Consider the following 17,484-nt stretch of genomic DNA (forward strand, 5'->3'; position numbering starts at 1 on the left):
TTCTAGCTATGTAATTTAGCTAATGATGCTTGATGTGTTTGAGTAAAATTAACCGCTTGTTGGCAGCGTTCTTTTACTTTACTAAATAAAGCATCCATTCTGTTTTTATCATATGAATATGAAAAGTCAGGATAATATTGCATGCCATAAAGGATGAAACGGTAGTTCTCGTCGTTAAAACATGAGGTACTTGCCGTTTGTAAATCTGCATACTCACATATTTTGTGCTTCCAAATTGCAAGCTTTTGCTTTAGTTCTGGGCAGTATTCAACAGATTGCTGTGCTTGAAGCCAAAACTCTGAGTCGTCTCGGTTAGTAATGCAATAATGTAAGACAATAAACTGCTTTAGATCTTCGTATGCATTGATCATCAATGTTGAATATGAATTTTGGATTTCTTGACTTACTTGGCGATTGACAAGGTGAGTAGATAATAACCGAGCACCTAAATTGATCAGATGTAGTCCAGTTGATTCAAGGGGCTCGATAAACCCACCAGACAGGCCAATTGAGATACAGTTACCTACCCAAAAACGTTTTCGACGGCCAATGTGCATATCAATATGTAATGTTTTAATAAACTCAGATTCTGGGCCTAAAAAAGACTTTAATTCATGCTCGGCCTGTTCTTTGCTCAGCTTTGAACCATCGTAAACATAGCCAGTACCTTGGCGATTTACTAGATCAATTTGCCATACCCATCCATTCGATAATGCTGTAGCTTCTGTGTATGGTTTAGGTTCTATTCCTTCTGGATAATGGCGTTGAACAGCAACAGCTTTATTGCATGGAAGAGCATCCTCATAGCTAATCCAGTTATCATCACTAACAGCATTTATCAGCAAGCCTTTGAATCCAGTACAATCTATAAAGTAATCAGCCTGAAACGTTCCTGCGTCGGTCTCAACGCTGATAATTCTCTCACCGTCACAATTGACCTTACTGACAGTTGCTTCCACATGATTTACACCTGCTGCCGTTGCTTTTTTTCGTAAAAAGCGTGCTAGTTGATTAGCGTCTATATGATACCCATAAGGAGCTACACCTTGGTAAGGAGGGGAATTGATCGCTTTTGGTCCATGGCCGGCTTTAATCAAAGCTGATGAAATACAGGTCCCTTCATCGTAACGCATACCAGAGTTTTGCTGTGATAAAACCCATGAGGTAGAAATATCAAAGTTATCGCCTATTTTTATTTGCTCAAATGGGTGAAAGTATTCATGCATTTTACCATTAACAGGCTTCATCCAATTTTTGAACATGATGCCTGTTTTATAAGTTGCCTGTGTTTCTCTTAGTAGCTCTTGCTCATCGAGACCCATCGCGGCAAAGAAAAATCGGATGCTGTGTACGGTCGCTTCACCGACACCTAGAATACCAATATCTTTACTTTCGACTAAGGTGATTTCGACGTTTTTTTCGGTTTTGTTATAAAAGTGATTCAAATACGCTGCTGTCATCCAGCCAGACGAACCACCACCCACAATTGTAATTTTTTTTATTAGTTGTGAAGAGCTCATACTATTTGCCTAATTAACGTTCATTTTCATCAAGTATACAAGGTGTGACAGCGATGTCATTAAGCTTTTCGGCTTTTTAGAGAAGAATAGATTGAGATCAAAGCTGCTGATAAATAAATGTTAAGTAAGTATGTACAAACTGCCACAAAATTTTCACTTCCTTTTTGTTGCCAAAACCTATAGGCTTTGGGCACTAACAGCAAAAACATATTATAAAATTAATGGAGCAGTATCATGGCGGAGCAACAAGTACAGCCTTTACATAACGAAAAACATGCCAACACTAAAATTCAAAATGGCATCAACATCGAGTTCATGAAATCTCAGCACTTAGTACCTGTGGTTGCACACGAATTTGCACGCATCGCAAATGAATTCCCAATGGCATTTGTTAAAAACAACGAATCAGGTCAATTCCAAGCAGTTGCTTTATTTGGTCTAGAGCCAGGCGAAAACCTTTTCATTCAAGATGACAAATGGACAGCTGCATTTGCACCTATGTCTATGACTCGTTACCCACTTGGTCTTGTTAAGCACCCTGAAGCTGACCAATTTGGTATCGTAATCGACGAAGCAAGCCCGCTTGTAAGTGAAGAGACAGGTAATGCACTTTTCGAAAACGGTGAAGAAACTGAATACCTTAAGCGTCGTAAAGAAGCACTTGTTTCTTTCATCGAGTTCTCTCAGGTAACTGAAGCATTCACTAAGTACCTTGCAGACAAAGAACTACTAGTAGCTCAAACGCTAACAGTAGAAATCAAAGGTGAGAAAAAAGACATCAACGGTATCTACCTTGTTGACGAGAAAAAACTTAACTCACTGAGCGATGAAGAGTTCTTAGACCTTCGTAAGCGTGGCTACCTAGCACCAATCTACTCTTTCTTAACGTCTACTCATCAAGTTGCACGTTTAGCACGTTTAAAAGCAGCTAAAGCTTAATTTTAAACTGCTGAAAAAAAGCGCCATTAGGCGCTTTTTTTGTTTCTTTCATCGGTTAAAGCTTGAAAACCAGCGCCGAATTATTCACATTGGGCTTACAAACTAAAATAAATATAAGTGTCCCTATGTTAAAAACATTTCTCACCTCAGCCATTGCCCTTAGCGCATTATCATTTAGTACTTTAAGCCACAGTAGTGATCAACCTTTCGCTATCGCTATTCATGGCGGTGCAGGGACGATTGAAAAGAGCCGCTTCACGCCAGAACAAGAAAAAGCCTATCGCGCTAAATTAAAAGAAGCCGTTGAAACAGGCTATGCGGTGCTAGAAAAGGGCGGTGAGAGCCTAGATGCCATCACTGCGGCAATTAATGTGCTTGAGAACTCGCCGTATTTCAACGCAGGTCGCGGTGCTGTATATACTTATGACGGTGCACATGAGCTTGATGCATCAATTATGGATGGTCGTACACGCCAAGCCGGTGCTGTTGCAGGGGTTAAACACATTGAAAACCCAATTAACCTGGCACGCTTAGTGATGGAAAAATCAGTGCATGTCATGCTTAGTGGTCAAGGTGCAGAAGAGTTTGCAAAAACTCAAGGTATGCCACTGGTTGAAAACAATCTATTCGATACTGAAAATCGCTACAAAGCATTATTAAAAGCAAAAGAAAAGCTCGATAAACAAAAAGTCACCAGTAAAGACTACCAAGCAGCGCATAAAGCCCTGCCTGTTAATTACAAAATGGGCACCGTTGGTGCAGTTGCACTTGATAAAAACGGCAATATTGCTGCTGGTACTTCAACAGGTGGTATGACAGCAAAACGTTTTGGCCGTGTGGGCGATTCCCCAGTGATTGGTGCGGGTACCTTTGCTGAAAATGAATCATGTGCAGTATCTGCGACAGGGCATGGTGAGTATTTTATTCGCTACAATGTGGCAGCTGATATTTGTGCTCGCGTAAAATACCAAGGTAAAACCATTGTTGAAGCGGGTAACGAAGTGATCCACGATGTATTAATGCCTATAGGTGGCACAGGCGGTGTGATCATCATTGATGCTAAAGGGAACATCAGCTTGCCGTTTAACACCGCTGGTATGTATCGTGCGAGTAAATCAAATACATCACCAACGTATGTGGGTATTTTTAAAGACGAATAATTACCTGTAATGAATCTTCAGACAATAAAAAACCAAGTTGAACTCGGTTTTTTATTGTCACCAACGTTATTGGCGATTAATTTTCACCTTGAAGGGAGTTTCATCTTGATTAGTTGAGCGATAAGGATTGATATCTAAACCGCCACGGCGTGTGTAACGCGCATATACTTCTAACTCTTCGAGGTTTAACTGCTGCATTAAATCGCAGTAGATACGCTCTACACATTGCTCATGAAACTCGTTATGAGTACGAAACGAAATTAAGTATTTTAATAAGGCTTCATGGCAAATGGCTTGGCCTTTATAACGAATAATCACACTCGCCCAATCAGGCTGTGAAGTGATCAAACAGTTCGATTTTAGTAAATGGCTGTGTAAGGTTTCTGAGACAACCTCATCACCATTATGGCGAAGTGAGCTTGCATCAATATCATAGCTGGTGATTTCGATATCGAGATCATCAATACACTCACCCGGTAACGCTGTAAAAGGTAAACAGTTGAAATCGTCTGCTTGGTATAAGGTAACTAACACCTGTGCATTTACCGCATCTGATAAGTCTTTACTCAGTGCTTGGTGAACGTCATCTCGCGTCTCAAAGCGTGTCTGATTAAAGCTATTTAGGTACAGTTTGAATGACTTTGACTCAATGATGTGACTGCTTTGGCAAGGAAATACAAATGTTGCCACAGCGACCATTGGCTTACCCTTGCTATTTAGCCACGATAATTCATAGCCAGTCCAGATATCTTGGCCTTTAAACGGTAAGTTATCTTCGCTAACACCTAATGCATCACGGTTTAATTTGCGGGCAATAGGAAACAATAAACTGGGTGTGTAGGTATCTACATACTCTGTGCTTTTACCAAGAACACTGTTTTTCAGTTCGGGTGAGTTGCTGTAATCTGTCATCTTTACACTTTTGTAGTTACAATGGCGGCATTATACCTAAAGCCAATGAGTTTCGCAGTATGTCTGTTTCTACAAAATTAGATAAGTTACATCAAGCATTTAGTGAAAAATGCCTCGAACGCACAGGAAAGCTTCCTGTTATTGAACATGATTCAGCATGGCCAAGTCCCTGTGAGCAGGGCGAAGTCGATGAGCAAGGGCTTATTCAGTGGCGTGCAGTTCCGCAACAACCTACTGGCAGTTTAGAAGACTTAGCCAAGGCACTCGAATTATCGTTTCCTGAAGATTTAAGCCCATTGTTTGGTCATGTCTATGCGGGTAATTTGTTATTGAGTGTTGATGATCATCACATTGAGCTGCTACAAGCATGGAATGAAGATGATTTTAGCCGCTTACAGCAAAATATTACCGGTCACGTATTAATGAAGCGTAAGTTAAAGCAGCCAGAAACCGTGTTTATTGGTCTTACAGAGCAAGATGATCTGCTGATCACGGTATTAGTCGAAAGCGGTGAGGTTTGTTTAGAGTACGTGGGTAAAAAACCACATCATGTGCTAGCAACTAGCATCAGTGAGTTTTTGGACAAAGTAGCGGTATAAGCTTAAAAAGTAAAAAGGGGCGGTTGCCCCTTTCATGTATCTGGTTATTGCCTTTATTAAGCTATTGAAAGTCCCACGAGATATTCGAAACAATGCCACAAGGCTCGCAACGAAAATCAAATAAGCCAAACCATGGCTCAGGTAATTTCCATTCGCCATCGCAACTTGGGCAACGACGTTTAAGCTCCGACTCTTTATCAACGCCGCCAACACGATATAAATAATAATAAACAGGCTTCTTGGTTAGAAAACTAATACGCTTAGTGATATCACGACCACGGCGATATAAGTCACTATTGATACTAGTTAGCTCTTCAAGCGCAGGAAATTCGCAACGGGTTGCACCATTGATCTGAATTTGATCGCACGCTTGCCAGTCTTCTTGCCATTTTATCAGTGTTTTGTAATCGCCATTGGCAATTGCCGGAATGCGAAATAACGGCACAGGCAAAAAGTCATCACCACAATAAAGTGGGCTGCAGGTATGCACATACGTGGTATATAAAATATAGCACGATGGATCATTGCACATGTCTGCGCCATTTGAGTGAATGTCTTGGCCGATCACTTTTACTTTTGGTGCCAGTAAGCCCGCGGTGTGTAATTGCTCAATACTGTGCTTTACAAACGGGCTATGGTTGAGCGGATGCATCGCATCTTCGGTTGGGCACATCACACGGGTAATGAAAAATCCATCTTTTAAAACCGTTGGAAATTCATCACCAATGATTTGGCCGTTAAAACGAAGTGCATTAACAAGGCGGTTTATCGCCTGCTCAGCAAGCTCTAGGGTGGTATCTTGGTAGCAATCAAAAGTCAGATCGACAACAAACATTATTTTTTCTCAAGCAGTGCTAATAACCTATCTAATTTAGCTTCAATACGATCCAATTGACTTTCATTGGCTGTACTTACTTGTTCATTTGACGGGTTATTAATGAAATTTTTAATTGAATCCGGGTTGTTTTTATATTGGCTAACCGCTGCGATGATCACAGGCATCGGCATAGGTTGAGTTAGCTTACTTTTGGTTAGGGCAACTGTTGGGGTTTTACCTTCATCAAGAAGGGTTTTAATTGCATCAAATACAACGGCATTCATTTTCGTATAAACTCTTTAATAAAAGATTAAAAAGCACCGCAGTATATGGGCTGCAGTGCGCGCGTATGGTAGCAATAATAGATGTGGAGTGAAATTACTTTCCTTATTTACACACTAAAAGTTTGCATTGAGAGCGTGTAAATAAGAAAGCGAAACATTACTGACGTAACCTTGCATCTAATTCATCAATCACTTCGCTCCAAGCTCCATCTTCAGCAAGTGATTCTGCTAAAAAGTGTTGCTGAGCTTCATCCCAAAAAGGTGCTTCCTGCAAGAGGGTCGTATCAGACAGTTGATGCGATGCTATAAAAGCATCTATTTCACTTTCTTTGCTTGGCAAACCAAGTTGTGCAAATAGGGTCGAAATGTCATGTTTTGTCGTATCCATAGTTCTGCTCCTTGTGTATGGCGATAATTATTACTGCTTGAACTTAATGATGATGAACAGCAGTTTAACTTACGCTGAATTTGTCTTTAATCGCAGTAGGGTATATACCTTATAGTCTAGTACTAAAATAATAAAACAAATAAAAGGATGAGTATTTTGACAGTTGCTGAACCCGAAACCTTAAGTGTGCAATACCTAAGTGCTGAAGATATCAGCACTGCCGCAAGCCTTATCTATCAAGCTTATCATGATGATCCCGTTCTTCAGAACGTGTTAGGTTTTCAACAAGATAATCCAAGTAAATATGAAACTAAATTACGTGCCTTAGTGCGTGAAGAGCTGGCAAGTTTTTGGCAAGAAAAACAGCCATTAATAGGCCTTTACTCACAAAGTAGATTAAAAGCCATTGCGTGTGTATTTGATTCGGCAAGTGAGCTACAAGCTGAGCGATACTGGCATTGGCGATTAAAGCTGATGCTCAGTGCAGGTTACTTGCAAACCAATCAGCTTATAGAAAAGGAGCGCACTATTCGTGAAGCACTGTCGACCAAAGGTCATTACTTATTTTTAGCCTTTATTGCCGTTGATCCACATTTTCAAGGGCAAGGTTTAGGCCGATATCTGCTACGAGGCCTTGATGATTTAGTTGAATCAAGCAATCAAGCAAGTGGATTAGCAGTTTTTGTTACTCGCTCTGAACAACGCGAATTCTTTAGCTCTGAAGGGTTTGAGGTGTTCAAAGCCTTGAGCTTTAACCAAGTCGAAGGTGACTTGATGTTCAAAGCTGCACAGTGACGAAAGGACGTTTTGGAAATAGCAATGTGAGATAAATCTCACATTGCTGTGAGTTTTATCAGTTTAATGCCGTTAAATTTGTACCTAAAACTGTTTATTTCAATGATTTTAAAGGATTTATTGTTTTTGTCATTTTTGTGACTTAGAAAAAATTACTTTTTATGCCTACCAAGATTTCTCCGTTTCTCTAAACTTAATCATGTCAAGAAGACGCAGGTTCAATGAATGAACTGATGCCAAGGATTAGGATTATGGCAACAAAGCAAGATGCTTAGCAGGAAGCAAAGGGACAAGAGCTAGGGAAGCAAGGAAGAACGAGGACACTGCCAGGATGCAGTACAATCGCGGAGCGATTGAAAAGGACTGACCAAAGGATGATTTTAGCAGGAAGCTAAAGGAGCGTTTGGAAAACGAAGTGGATAGCCATTGACGGCAAGAGGACGGCACTAGGATGTGTTAAATGCTACAAGAGGTAGCATGGTGGGTGTATCGGATGTATACCCGTTCAGGGGAAAGATAAAAAGGCAGCTTCGGCATAAGTAAGGATACTTAATCATGGAAGTAGCAAGATTGGGGCGTGGCTAGTAGCTACGCCTTAGTTCTTTCTGGAGGTTGCACTTCTCAAACAGGCAATTATTTTTGTAAAACTCGCAACTCGCAACTCGCAACTCGCAACTCGCAACTCGCAACTCGCAACTCGCAACTCGCAACTCGCAACTCGCAACTCGCAACTTAAATCTTATGCGGCGGTATTACTACGCTTTTAAGTAATTCATTTTCCATGATCAAAACGCCTTGATACACGCTTTGCCCATCACTTGAAAACTCAAAAATAAACTCGCTTTTAATTCCTGGCTTACCACTTTTTAAAATGCCAACCCTGCGTTTATTGCAAGCGACACTCACCAATTGCACATTTAATTGCTCAATTTGTCTTTGTGCATGAAGGTTAGCTGCTTCGGCTACTTTTCTGTTTAACCAAAAAAAGTAGATGATGCTGCCAATGATGATAAGTGTCCACAAGCCTGCCATTTACGAGAATAACCTTCCAATTGCTCGAGCGAGTGTTTCGCTACGATTTTCTTTTCTTAATAAACCTAGTAGGTGAGGGCGAATACTAGGAATTGCAACTAAATCGGTGAAAATACTCACAAACAGTTGTTCAATTTCAGTGTGGTGTGCACAACAATCCATAAACACATGTAAGCGTTCTGGGTCTTCAAGCGTGCTAAAACAACGCCCTGCAATTGTTAATAGGACATCTGACTGGGTGTTCATCTCAGAGCGTAATACAGCATCTACCAGTTGTGCAGTTAAACCTTGCGCCGTTGTTTTTGATAAACTTCTAAGAGCTGCAACAAGAGCAATGTCGTCTTTTTGCTCTATCGCCTTTAAACCATAGGCTAACAATTGCTCTGCAAACACCGGTTCGATTGCAACATGTTCAAGCATCGCACTCAGCGGCTGTAATACTTCGACAGGTAATTGTCCCCAAGCGGCTTGTAGGTTTGCTAAATTGTTGTCGTTATCTAAGCGCATCGCAAAATCAGCAATACCCTGTACTGCAACACTTTGCCAATTATCAAACCCCAGTTTGCCTGAGAAATACAGCTGAGCATATTCGTAGTACTGTGAAGCACTTTGTTTAAGTAAACATTTAACCTGTGCATTAAATGCCGCTAGCTTGTTGGCGTTTGGCGTAAATACATAGGGGTTGTTATCAAGTTTGCCCTCGGCATTTTCACCGGTAATTTCTGTACCAAGTGCTTCAATTACCATATTTGCAAAGTGATCGCGGCTTGCGCTTACTAGGCGGCTTTGCTCATCTAATGGAAATTTTAAAAACCATACATAAGGTTCTTTAGACGCTTTTACATCCCAAAATTGAATAGCAAGCCAAGCATGACCAGCAAGCGGGTAAGGGTAAGGGATTTTTGTTTCTTCAATGGCAAGAAATTGTTTTTTGTCTAATTTCGTGATGTGTCTGCCAATATCGAAGGCACGCCAAGTGGTACCGGCTGCATCCAGAAGTTGCCCTAAAGTGGCGATCTGCTCAGTCATAAAATCTCAATTACCGTAATTAATCTATATCAGCCGCGAATTATACGCCATACCATGGCGCCTTGGAACAGGGTATACTAAGCACAAAGGTATTAAGAGTTTTACAATGCATCAACAGACTTTGGCGCTGCTGCGCGAATTAGAATCCACATTACAACGCCATTCACTGTGGCAAACAACACCAATTGACCCAAGTGCACTTAACTCAAGTGTACCGTTTTGTCATGACACCATGGCTTTTGAGCAATGGCTGCAATTTGTTTTTCTTGAAAAAATGCATGCCTTAATTACACACGCTCAGCCTTTACCTCGTAATTTTGCAATTGCGCCTATGGCTGAAATGATGTTGGCACAACACAGCGGTGGTAATGATGTGATTAGTGTTTTACAAAAACTCGATCAACTTTTGAGTGATAACTAAGATGCAAGAGATTGTTAAGCCACAATTTGACGAGTTAACGATTCTGTACCGCGATGAAAATTACGTTGCGATTGATAAACCATCTGGTTTATTGGTTCACCGTTCGTTTTTAGACAAACACGAAACCCAATTTGCAATGCAAATGCTGCGTGACCAAATAGGCCAACACGTGTTTCCTGTACATCGTTTAGATAGACCAACCTCAGGCGTATTACTGTTTGCGTTAAGCTCAGAAGCAGCCCGGGACATGAACCAGTTGTTTATTGATGGGCAAATTGAAAAACGTTACTTAGCTTTAGTAAGAGGCTTTTTAAATGAATCAATCTTCTTAGATAAACCTTTAAAAGAAGAGCTTGATAAAATTGCCGATAAGTTTGCTGATCAAGATAAAGCACCGCAAGAAGCACAAACGCAATTTCATTGCCTGCACCAAGCAAGCTTACCTATTCCAATTGGTAAGTACCCAACAGTTCGTTACTCGCTGGTGGAGTGTTTTCCTAAAACTGGCCGCAAACATCAAATTCGTCGTCATTTAAAACATTTATCATTACCAATTATTGGTGACGTAAATCATGGTGATAATCAGCATAATCAATTTTTTAGAGAGCATTTCCAGCTTCGTCGTTTAATGTTATTTGCCTCTGAATTAAAGTTTGTGCACCCTTATAGCAAACAACCAATAACAATTAGAGCGCCATTAGGCGATGCAATGTTAACGATTTGCCAGCAACTTGGCTGGCCAACAGAAGAAAAGGATTATTATGGCAACTATTAGTATTTTTGTCGGCAGTGTCTATGGCGGTGCTGAGCGTTTAAGCGAGCAAGTTATTGAAGTTATTGAAAAGTCAGAGCATCAAGCGCAATTAGTTGAAAATGGCACGGTTGATGACATGCTGGCTGCGTCACATATTTTAGTGATCACATCAACGACGGGTCAGGGTGATATTCCTGATAACTTAATCACTTTATACAGCCAATTAAACGATCAATTCCCACTGTTAACAGGCAAGCAATACGGCATTATTGCTATGGGCGACCGCAGCTATGGCGATACGTTTTGTGGAGCAGGTCGCAGTTTTGATGAGCTGTTTCGCGATTTACAGGCAAAACCTGTCGGTCATCGTTTAGAAATTGATGCCTGTGAAGATTTTGAGCCTTGGCCTGTTACTGAGCCATGGTTAAACGAATGGCTGACGAAAATTAGTTAATGTCTATTAATTAGCTAGTGTCTCTTAAAAGTGCTGATTGAATAAGCAATTGGCACTTTCCCCTTGGTTTTTCGAGTACAGAATCTGATATACTAAACCATCATTTTATGAGGCTGTTATGATTTCAAAAAACCAACTGAAACTAATTCGTGCATTAGGTCAAAAGAAATACCGTAAGCAATATAACCAGTACCTTGTTCAAGGCGAAAAAAATGTACTTGAATTACTAAACAGTGGGTTAAGTATTGCTCATATATTTGCGACTCCTGCATTTATTTCTGCGCATCAAACAGCGCTTGCAGCCCATCAAGTCATTGAAGCAGACGAAGACAGCCTAACTAAAGCCAGTACGCTTGTTAGTAACAACGCAGCCATTGCTGTTGTTGATATGCCAAGCCAGCAAGCATTACCAACATCAGGACTTATTTTAGCCCTTGACGGTGTGTCGGATCCGGGTAATTTGGGCACGATTATTCGTGTTGCTGACTGGTATGGTATTAAGCATATTGTTACCAGCACAGACAGTGCCGATGCTTATAACCCGAAAACCATCAGCGCAACCATGGGCTCATTTGCTCGTGTGAGTGTCACACAAACCGACTTAACCAGTTACTTACCTAGTTTAAACCTTCCTGTGTATGGCGCATTTTTAGAAGGTGAGAACATTCACAAAACTGCTCTTAAGCAAGATGCCGTATTACTCATGGGCAGTGAATCCCATGGTATTCGTGCTGATTGCGAAAGCTTAGTTACTGATAAAATCACTATTCCGGCTTATGGCCAAGCAGAATCGCTTAATGTAGCAATGGCAACGGGTATTATTTTAGATAATTTTAAGCGTCACGCTTAACCTTTTACCCTAAAATGGGTTAAATTGAAGAATAACAATAAAAATCGGTAAAACAATTAGATGCGCTTAAGCACCATAAAATTAGCGGGTTTCAAATCGTTTGTTGAACCCACTAAGATCCCATTTCCTGATCAGATGACATGTGTTGTCGGCCCGAACGGCTGTGGCAAATCAAATGTCATTGATGCAGTGCGTTGGGTGCTAGGTGAAAGCTCAGCTAAAAACTTACGTGGCGATGCCATGACCGATGTTATTTTTAACGGCTCAACTAATCGAAAACCTATTTCACAAGCCTCTGTTGAGTTGGTGTTTGATAACACCAGTGGCCATTTACCGAATACCTTTGCTGATCGGAACCAAGTGGCGATCAAGCGCTTAGTGACTCGAGATGGTCAGTCAATTTATTTTCTAAATGGCAGTAAATGCCGTAAGCGTGATATTACCGATATCTTTTTAGGCACAGGTCTTGGCCCGCGCAGTTATGCGATTATTGAGCAGGGCATGATCTCGCGTTTAATAGAGAGCAAACCGGCTGACTTGCGTGTGTTTTTAGAAGAAGCCGCGGGAGTTTCAAAATACAAAGAGCGTCGTCGAGAAACGCAAACCCGCATTAAAAGTACCCGCGAAAACCTTGAACGATTGCTTGATGTAAGGCAAGAGTTGCAAACACAGCTCGATAAGCTTGCAGTGCAATCAGTCGATGCAAAAAAATACCGAGAGCTAAAAGCCACAGAACGTACCTTAAAAGGGCAAATTGCGGTTTTAAAGTGGCAGAAGTTACACCAACAACAAATTGATAAAGCTGAGCAAATCAATAAACTTAAAGAGCAAATTCAGTTCTTTAGAGAAGCGCATTCTGGCCACGATGATGTTTTAGCAAGCCTTGAAAATCAGGTGCAACTTGAGCAGCAGAAACTGCAAGATGCCCAGCAAGCTCAGCATCAAACTCATACAGAGTTAACCCGCAAAGAACAGCAACAGATCAGTTTAAAGCAGCAACAGCAAACACTTAGCCAAAGCCTTATCAAACAGCAACAATTGCAGTTACAAAATAAAGAACTGCAAGAAGAGCAACATGCTTCAGCCGCTATTTTACAAGAGCTGCTACAAGACGCGATTGAGCAAAGTTTGCTGTGCGCTGAGCAAGTTGCAGAGGTTGAAGAGCAAGTCGCTCTGCAGCAGCAACAAACGCAAAGTGCCAATGAGCAATATCAAAGCACCTTACAGAAAAATCAAGCTCATAGTAGTGATATTAATGTTGCAAAGAGTCAACAGGCTCACTTTGCCCAGACTCTTGCACAACTTGAGTCTCAGCAGACACAACTTGCCGCTGAAATTACTGAGCTCGAAGCGACCCCAGTTGCAGCGCAAATTGCTGAGCAGCAACAGCATATTCAAACATTGACAAAAGAGCTTGCGCAGCAACAAAGTGCGCTAAATAAGCTCACTCAGAGTCTAGAACAAGCGGATAAAGAGCAGCTGCACTTAGAGCAAGACTTTAAACGGGTTCAACAACACAGTAATGAAAACAAAGCCAGCATAGCTGCGCTTAATTCTTTGCTATCAGAGCAAACCGACAACGGGAGTGTCTCTTTATTAGCACAGTTAAAAGTGGCTGCTGGCTTTGAGCCGTTAGTTGAGCAAGCTTTGCTTGGCCTTGAGCATCTAAAGGTCAGTCAGCATAAAGAGCCAAACAGTGTTTGGTCTGTAACTAATAATGCTAAGTTACCAAAAGAGTCATTAGCAAATTACATCGAATCGGGTGCTTACCCTGATTTATTAGCACGCTTTGCTTTTCAACCTAGTTTTGATGACGCTATTTTAGCGGATCCATATTGGCTGGCAGTGATTGATGAAGAAGGCTGTATACATGGTCGTAACTTTCATACCGATGCTAATAAAGACACCGACAATTCTTTGCTTTTAAAGCATGCTCAGCTAAGCGATGCACAGCAGTTAGATGAAGAGCTCAACGAGCAATTAGAAACCAAGCAGCATTTGCTAAATGAGCATCTAGCTCACAAGAAAACGCTCATCGCTGACAAAGAGCAATACAGAGAACGAATTCACCAAGCTGCTCAGCAGATTGCATCGGCCAGTACTCGACGCGATATGCTATTAGAGCAGCAAACGCAGTGGCAAAATCAGCGTGTTAAGCTACAACAGCGTCAGACGTTACTGGCTGAACAAAAGCAAAGTGCTGACGAACAGCAACAAACGCAGCAGAGTTTACTTGAGCAATTATTAGAGCAGCAATTAGAACTTGAAACTGAGTTAGAGCAGGCGAAACATCAACAAACTGAGGCAAATAACAACTATCGCCAAATGGCTTCTCAGCTTGAGCAATATAAAACGCAAGCACATCAAGCTAATTTGGCTGAACAAAAAGCTCGCAGTGAGTGTCAACTTAGCGAAACTAAACTACAGCATGCTAATGCAGCCCAAAGTGCTGCCAGTGAAGCTGTATTAGAGCTCAACGAGCAACTAGAAGAGCTAGTGATCCCGCTTGAAGAAGTAGCAGAGCAGATTATGCTATTGCTTGAAAAGCATCAACAAAGTGACGTTGAGCTGAAAAACTTGCAAGCGGCCTTGAGTCAAGCTAAAAAGGAGCTTGCTGATAAGCAAACAGCGCTGAAATCGTCGCAATCTGAGTTGGTTACGCTACAAGAGCAGTTGCAAGCATTGGCACTGGATGAGCAAAGCTTAATCGTTAAAGCACAAGCCGCGTTAGAGCCACTTGAAGAACTGGAGCAAAATTTAAAAACAGTACTTGAAGAACTGCCTGACAATGCCAATTTAAATAGCATGCAAACTTGGCTGACAAAAACCACGCAAGCTTTAAATGAACTTGGCGCGGTGAACTTAGCGGCAATAGATGAGTTTGAGCAGGCTAAACAGCGCAGCGATTATTTAAATCAGCAGCTTGATGACTTAACACAAGCATTAAATACCCTTGAAGGGGCGATTCAAAAAATTGACCGAGAAACAAAAAACCGTTTTAAGGCAACCTTTGAACAAGTAAATACTGACTTTGGGGAGTTATTCCCAAAAGTGTTTGGTGGCGGTAGTGCTTACCTTGAATTGACCAGTGATGACCTACTTGAAAGTGGGGTGAGCATCATGGCTAGACCACCGGGCAAGAAAAATTCGACAATTCACCTGCTTAGTGGTGGAGAAAAAGCGCTGACCGCATTATCATTGGTGTTTTCAATATTCAGGCTCAATCCAGCTCCATTCTGTATGCTAGATGAAGTGGATGCGCCATTGGATGATGCGAACGTGGGTCGTTTTTGCCGTTTGGTAGAAGAGATGTCACAATCAGTACAATTTATTTATATCAGTCATAACAAGATTGCTATGGAAATGGCAGGCAGATTGACCGGTGTAACTATGGCGGAACCAGGTGTATCACGTATGGTCGCTGTAGACATAGAACAAGCTGTGCAAATGGCACATGCATAAAATTTAGGCATATCAAATAATAAAGGTGAGGGGATGGCCGAAGAATTAAGATGGGCTTTAATCGTAATCAGTGTATTTGTCATTGGTGGTTTATTAATTCACGGCTTATGGTCGGTGCGTAAAAAGGACAGCCCAGATACGCCTTCAGTTGAGCGGGTTGAACCAAATGAAACGACCAGCGAGGTTCAAGAGCCTGCGACTGCAAAATCGCAAGAGCGTGATGAGCCAGAGTTTGGTGATTTAAGCTTCTCAGCAGAAAGTCACGACGAACCAGCTGTGTCAGAACAGGTTGTTGAAGAGCCTGAAGCAGAAACTCAGCAACAAGAAGTTGAAGAAGAACCAGCTGCAGATGCACAAGTTCCAACCGATTTTATTATTGTGCATTTACAAATGCCAGAGGGCTTAACAATGGATGGCAGCCAATTATTGCCAGCCGTTAATATGTTAGGCTTTAAGTATTCTGAAGAAGGTTTCTTTAACCGTCACTTAGACCCAGCAGGCACAGGCCCGGTGTTATTCCGTTTAGTGAATATGTACAACCCAGGCACGTTTGATATTGATAATATGGAACAGTTCAGCACGGCCGGTGTTAGTTTATTTATGACCTTACCATGTGATGGCGATGGTCTAAGTGCATTCAATATGTTGCACAGTGCAGCTAAAAAGCTAGCCGATGAATTTGGTGCAACTATTTTAGATAGCAACCGAGAAGAAATGACGGTTGAAAGCGTTCGTGAGTATGTTGAGAAAGTACGCAGCTTTTCAGCTTAGTCGCACAAACAGAGTATAAGTATTAGGCCACTTGGCGTTAAGTCGTCGAAGTGGCTTTTTTATGTAGATTTTTGAGGTTTTCATGTCCAGCCCTATCATTGAGCAAATTAGCCAACTTCGTGCCCAGTTAGAAGAGCATAACCATAATTATTATGTGCTGGATGCACCTAGCATTCCTGATGCTGAATATGACCGTTTAATGCGCGAATTAAGCGCCCTTGAGCAAGCTAATCCTGAGTTTCAAAGCCCTGACTCTCCGACTCAAAAAGTCGGTGGCGCAGCACTTGATAAGTTTGAGCAAGTCACTCACCAAGTGCCAATGCTGTCACTTGATAATGCCTTTTCAGAAGAAGAGTTTGCCGCATTTAACCGCCGTATCAAAGAGCGTTTAATGGACAACAATGAGCTGACTTTTTGTTGTGAGCCAAAGCTTGATGGTTTAGCGGTATCGATTATTTATCGTGATGGTGTTTTGGTTCAAGCGGCTACCCGTGGCGATGGTATGGTGGGTGAAAACATCACTCAAAACGTGAAAACAATTCGTAATGTGCCGCTTAAGTTACGTGGCGATGACTTCCCAGCAGAGCTTGAAGTGCGCGGTGAAGTATTTATGGACAGCGCTGGTTTTGCCAAACTAAACAGTGAAGCCGAAAAACGTGGCGACAAAGTCTTTGTTAACCCACGTAATGCTGCGGCCGGTAGCTTACGTCAGCTTGACTCTAAAGTAACAGCAAAACGTCCACTGATGTTTTATGCTTACAGCACTGGGCTTGTTGCAGATGGGCAGTTACCAGAAGATCATTATCAACAGCTTGCTAAACTTACCGATTGGGGTTTACCACTTTGCCCAGAAACAAAACTGGTTGAAGGCCAGCAAGCTGCACTTGATTACTACCAAGATATCTTGACGCGTCGTAGTAGCCTTGCCTACGAAATTGACGGTGTGGTTATTAAAGTTAACGACAAAAAACGCCAAGAGCGTTTAGGTTTTGTGGCACGCGCACCACGCTGGGCAATTGCTTTTAAATTCCCTGCGCAAGAAGAAATCACCCAATTACTTGATGTTGAGTTTCAGGTAGGCCGCACTGGCGCTATTACCCCTGTAGCACGATTAGAGCCGGTATTTGTGGGTGGCGTGACGGTATCTAACGCAACGCTTCACAATGGCGATGAAATTGCCCGTTTAGGCGTTAAAATTGGCGATACCGTGATTATCCGCCGAGCGGGTGATGTGGGTGTCACCCTGAACACAAATGTTTCAAATAGAACGCAATTAGAATTCCAAATGGCAGCATAA

At 41.7% G+C, this 17,484-nt stretch carries 17 protein-coding genes and 1 pseudogene; 11 read left to right on the forward strand and 7 right to left on the reverse strand.

Features of this window, described 5'->3' with window-relative positions; all coding sequences use genetic code 11:
- Positions 1-2 precede the first annotated feature (2 nt).
- A complete protein-coding gene (locus C2M25_RS16100) occupies positions 3-1,520 on the reverse strand; it encodes a tryptophan halogenase family protein (RefSeq protein WP_105181552.1) in 1,518 nt (505 codons plus the stop codon).
- 234 nt (positions 1,521-1,754) lie between these two features.
- Between C2M25_RS16100 and C2M25_RS16105 the strand changes: the two genes are divergently transcribed.
- Positions 1,755-2,459: a SapC family protein gene (locus C2M25_RS16105; protein ID WP_063706969.1), complete on the forward strand. Its 705-nt coding sequence runs from the start codon at positions 1,755-1,757 to the stop codon at positions 2,457-2,459.
- Between the two features lie 125 nt (positions 2,460-2,584).
- Positions 2,585-3,619, forward strand: a complete 1,035-nt coding sequence (locus C2M25_RS16110) for an isoaspartyl peptidase/L-asparaginase family protein (protein ID WP_105181553.1) — start codon at positions 2,585-2,587, stop codon at positions 3,617-3,619.
- Between the two features lie 66 nt (positions 3,620-3,685).
- Here C2M25_RS16110 and queF read toward each other — a convergent pair whose 3' ends face one another.
- A complete protein-coding gene (gene queF, locus C2M25_RS16115; protein WP_105181555.1) occupies positions 3,686-4,531 on the reverse strand; it encodes an NADPH-dependent 7-cyano-7-deazaguanine reductase QueF in 846 nt (281 codons plus the stop codon).
- Positions 4,532-4,590: 59 nt separating this feature from the next.
- Here queF and syd point away from each other — a divergent pair, with 59 nt between their 5' ends.
- Positions 4,591-5,130, forward strand: a complete 540-nt coding sequence (syd, locus tag C2M25_RS16120) for a SecY-interacting protein (RefSeq protein ID WP_105181556.1) — start codon at positions 4,591-4,593, stop codon at positions 5,128-5,130.
- Positions 5,131-5,191: 61 nt separating this feature from the next.
- On the opposite strand, the gene C2M25_RS16125 is transcribed toward syd, so the two are convergent.
- From C2M25_RS16125 to C2M25_RS16135, 3 genes are all read right to left on the reverse strand, one after another.
- Positions 5,192-5,965, reverse strand: a complete 774-nt coding sequence (locus tag C2M25_RS16125) for a Zn-ribbon-containing protein (protein ID WP_105181557.1) — start codon at positions 5,963-5,965, stop codon at positions 5,192-5,194.
- Positions 5,965-6,231: a hypothetical protein gene (locus C2M25_RS16130; RefSeq protein ID WP_063706978.1), complete on the reverse strand. Its 267-nt coding sequence runs from the start codon at positions 6,229-6,231 to the stop codon at positions 5,965-5,967. Before C2M25_RS16130 ends, C2M25_RS16125 begins: the two co-directional genes overlap by 1 nt.
- Before the next feature lie 157 nt (positions 6,232-6,388).
- The gene (locus C2M25_RS16135) at positions 6,389-6,619 is read right to left on the reverse strand and encodes a DUF2789 domain-containing protein (protein WP_036969581.1); all 231 of its coding nucleotides are present in this window, start codon (positions 6,617-6,619) and stop codon (positions 6,389-6,391) included.
- 147 nt (positions 6,620-6,766) lie between these two features.
- Here C2M25_RS16135 and C2M25_RS16140 point away from each other — a divergent pair, with 147 nt between their 5' ends.
- The gene (locus C2M25_RS16140) at positions 6,767-7,414 is read left to right on the forward strand and encodes a GNAT family N-acetyltransferase (RefSeq protein WP_063706980.1); all 648 of its coding nucleotides are present in this window, start codon (positions 6,767-6,769) and stop codon (positions 7,412-7,414) included.
- A 732-nt stretch (positions 7,415-8,146) separates the two neighbouring features.
- Here C2M25_RS16140 and C2M25_RS16145 read toward each other — a convergent pair.
- Positions 8,147-8,446 carry a DUF3301 domain-containing protein gene (locus C2M25_RS16145; protein ID WP_105175167.1) on the reverse strand — a complete coding sequence of 100 codons (300 nt, stop codon included), beginning with the start codon at positions 8,444-8,446 and terminating at the stop codon, positions 8,147-8,149.
- Positions 8,447-9,475, reverse strand: a complete 1,029-nt coding sequence (locus C2M25_RS16150; RefSeq protein ID WP_105181558.1) for a DUF3549 family protein — start codon at positions 9,473-9,475, stop codon at positions 8,447-8,449.
- Between the two features lie 106 nt (positions 9,476-9,581).
- On the opposite strand from C2M25_RS16150, the gene C2M25_RS16155 reads away from it, so the two are divergent.
- The 7 genes and pseudogenes from C2M25_RS16155 to ligA form a co-directional block, all read left to right on the forward strand.
- Positions 9,582-9,896, forward strand: coding sequence for a YqcC family protein (locus C2M25_RS16155; protein ID WP_105175165.1), 315 nt, complete (start codon positions 9,582-9,584; stop codon positions 9,894-9,896).
- Position 9,897: 1 nt separating this feature from the next.
- Entirely contained in the window at positions 9,898-10,671 is a 774-nt protein-coding gene (truC, locus tag C2M25_RS16160; RefSeq protein WP_063706988.1) for a tRNA pseudouridine(65) synthase TruC, read from the forward strand.
- Positions 10,658-11,104, forward strand: coding sequence for a flavodoxin (locus C2M25_RS16165; protein ID WP_063706990.1), 447 nt, complete (start codon positions 10,658-10,660; stop codon positions 11,102-11,104). Before truC ends, C2M25_RS16165 begins: the two co-directional genes overlap by 14 nt.
- Positions 11,105-11,222: 118 nt before the next feature.
- On the forward strand, positions 11,223-11,954 hold the full coding sequence (locus tag C2M25_RS16170) for an RNA methyltransferase (RefSeq protein ID WP_063706992.1): 732 nt from the start codon (positions 11,223-11,225) through the stop codon (positions 11,952-11,954).
- Between the two features lie 60 nt (positions 11,955-12,014).
- Positions 12,015-15,416: a chromosome segregation SMC family protein gene (locus tag C2M25_RS16175; protein WP_105181559.1), complete on the forward strand. Its 3,402-nt coding sequence runs from the start codon at positions 12,015-12,017 to the stop codon at positions 15,414-15,416.
- 33 nt (positions 15,417-15,449) lie between these two features.
- The gene (gene zipA, locus C2M25_RS16180) at positions 15,450-16,187 is read left to right on the forward strand and encodes a cell division protein ZipA (protein ID WP_105181560.1); all 738 of its coding nucleotides are present in this window, start codon (positions 15,450-15,452) and stop codon (positions 16,185-16,187) included.
- 82 nt (positions 16,188-16,269) lie between these two features.
- A pseudogene (gene ligA / locus C2M25_RS16185) lies at positions 16,270-17,469 on the forward strand (NAD-dependent DNA ligase LigA); the annotation flags it as partial.
- Between the last annotated feature and the right edge of the window lie 15 nt (positions 17,470-17,484).

Source organism: Pseudoalteromonas sp. T1lg21, from assembly GCF_002964625.1.
GTDB classification, from domain to species: Bacteria; Pseudomonadota; Gammaproteobacteria; order Enterobacterales; family Alteromonadaceae; genus Pseudoalteromonas; species Pseudoalteromonas gelatinilytica.

What these genes read in the sequence shown, in the direction of transcription:
- queF (WP_105181555.1), bottom strand. Translation starts at nt 4,531, where the DNA reads ATGACAGATTACAGCAACTCACCCGAACTGAAAAACAGTGTTCTTGGT.
- C2M25_RS16165 (WP_063706990.1), top strand. Translation starts at nt 10,658, where the DNA reads ATGGCAACTATTAGTATTTTTGTCGGCAGTGTCTATGGCGGTGCTGAG.
- C2M25_RS16130 (WP_063706978.1), bottom strand. Translation starts at nt 6,231, where the DNA reads ATGAATGCCGTTGTATTTGATGCAATTAAAACCCTTCTTGATGAAGGT.
- C2M25_RS16105 (WP_063706969.1), top strand. Translation starts at nt 1,755, where the DNA reads ATGGCGGAGCAACAAGTACAGCCTTTACATAACGAAAAACATGCCAAC.
- C2M25_RS16150 (WP_105181558.1), bottom strand. Translation starts at nt 9,475, where the DNA reads ATGACTGAGCAGATCGCCACTTTAGGGCAACTTCTGGATGCAGCCGGT.
- C2M25_RS16110 (WP_105181553.1), top strand. Translation starts at nt 2,585, where the DNA reads ATGTTAAAAACATTTCTCACCTCAGCCATTGCCCTTAGCGCATTATCA.
- C2M25_RS16135 (WP_036969581.1), bottom strand. Translation starts at nt 6,619, where the DNA reads ATGGATACGACAAAACATGACATTTCGACCCTATTTGCACAACTTGGT.
- zipA (WP_105181560.1), top strand. Translation starts at nt 15,450, where the DNA reads ATGGCCGAAGAATTAAGATGGGCTTTAATCGTAATCAGTGTATTTGTC.
- C2M25_RS16155 (WP_105175165.1), top strand. Translation starts at nt 9,582, where the DNA reads ATGCATCAACAGACTTTGGCGCTGCTGCGCGAATTAGAATCCACATTA.
- C2M25_RS16170 (WP_063706992.1), top strand. Translation starts at nt 11,223, where the DNA reads ATGATTTCAAAAAACCAACTGAAACTAATTCGTGCATTAGGTCAAAAG.
- C2M25_RS16140 (WP_063706980.1), top strand. Translation starts at nt 6,767, where the DNA reads ATGAGTATTTTGACAGTTGCTGAACCCGAAACCTTAAGTGTGCAATAC.
- syd (WP_105181556.1), top strand. Translation starts at nt 4,591, where the DNA reads ATGTCTGTTTCTACAAAATTAGATAAGTTACATCAAGCATTTAGTGAA.
- C2M25_RS16175 (WP_105181559.1), top strand. Translation starts at nt 12,015, where the DNA reads ATGCGCTTAAGCACCATAAAATTAGCGGGTTTCAAATCGTTTGTTGAA.
- C2M25_RS16145 (WP_105175167.1), bottom strand. Translation starts at nt 8,446, where the DNA reads ATGGCAGGCTTGTGGACACTTATCATCATTGGCAGCATCATCTACTTT.
- truC (WP_063706988.1), top strand. Translation starts at nt 9,898, where the DNA reads ATGCAAGAGATTGTTAAGCCACAATTTGACGAGTTAACGATTCTGTAC.
- C2M25_RS16125 (WP_105181557.1), bottom strand. Translation starts at nt 5,965, where the DNA reads ATGTTTGTTGTCGATCTGACTTTTGATTGCTACCAAGATACCACCCTA.
- C2M25_RS16100 (WP_105181552.1), bottom strand. Translation starts at nt 1,520, where the DNA reads ATGAGCTCTTCACAACTAATAAAAAAAATTACAATTGTGGGTGGTGGT.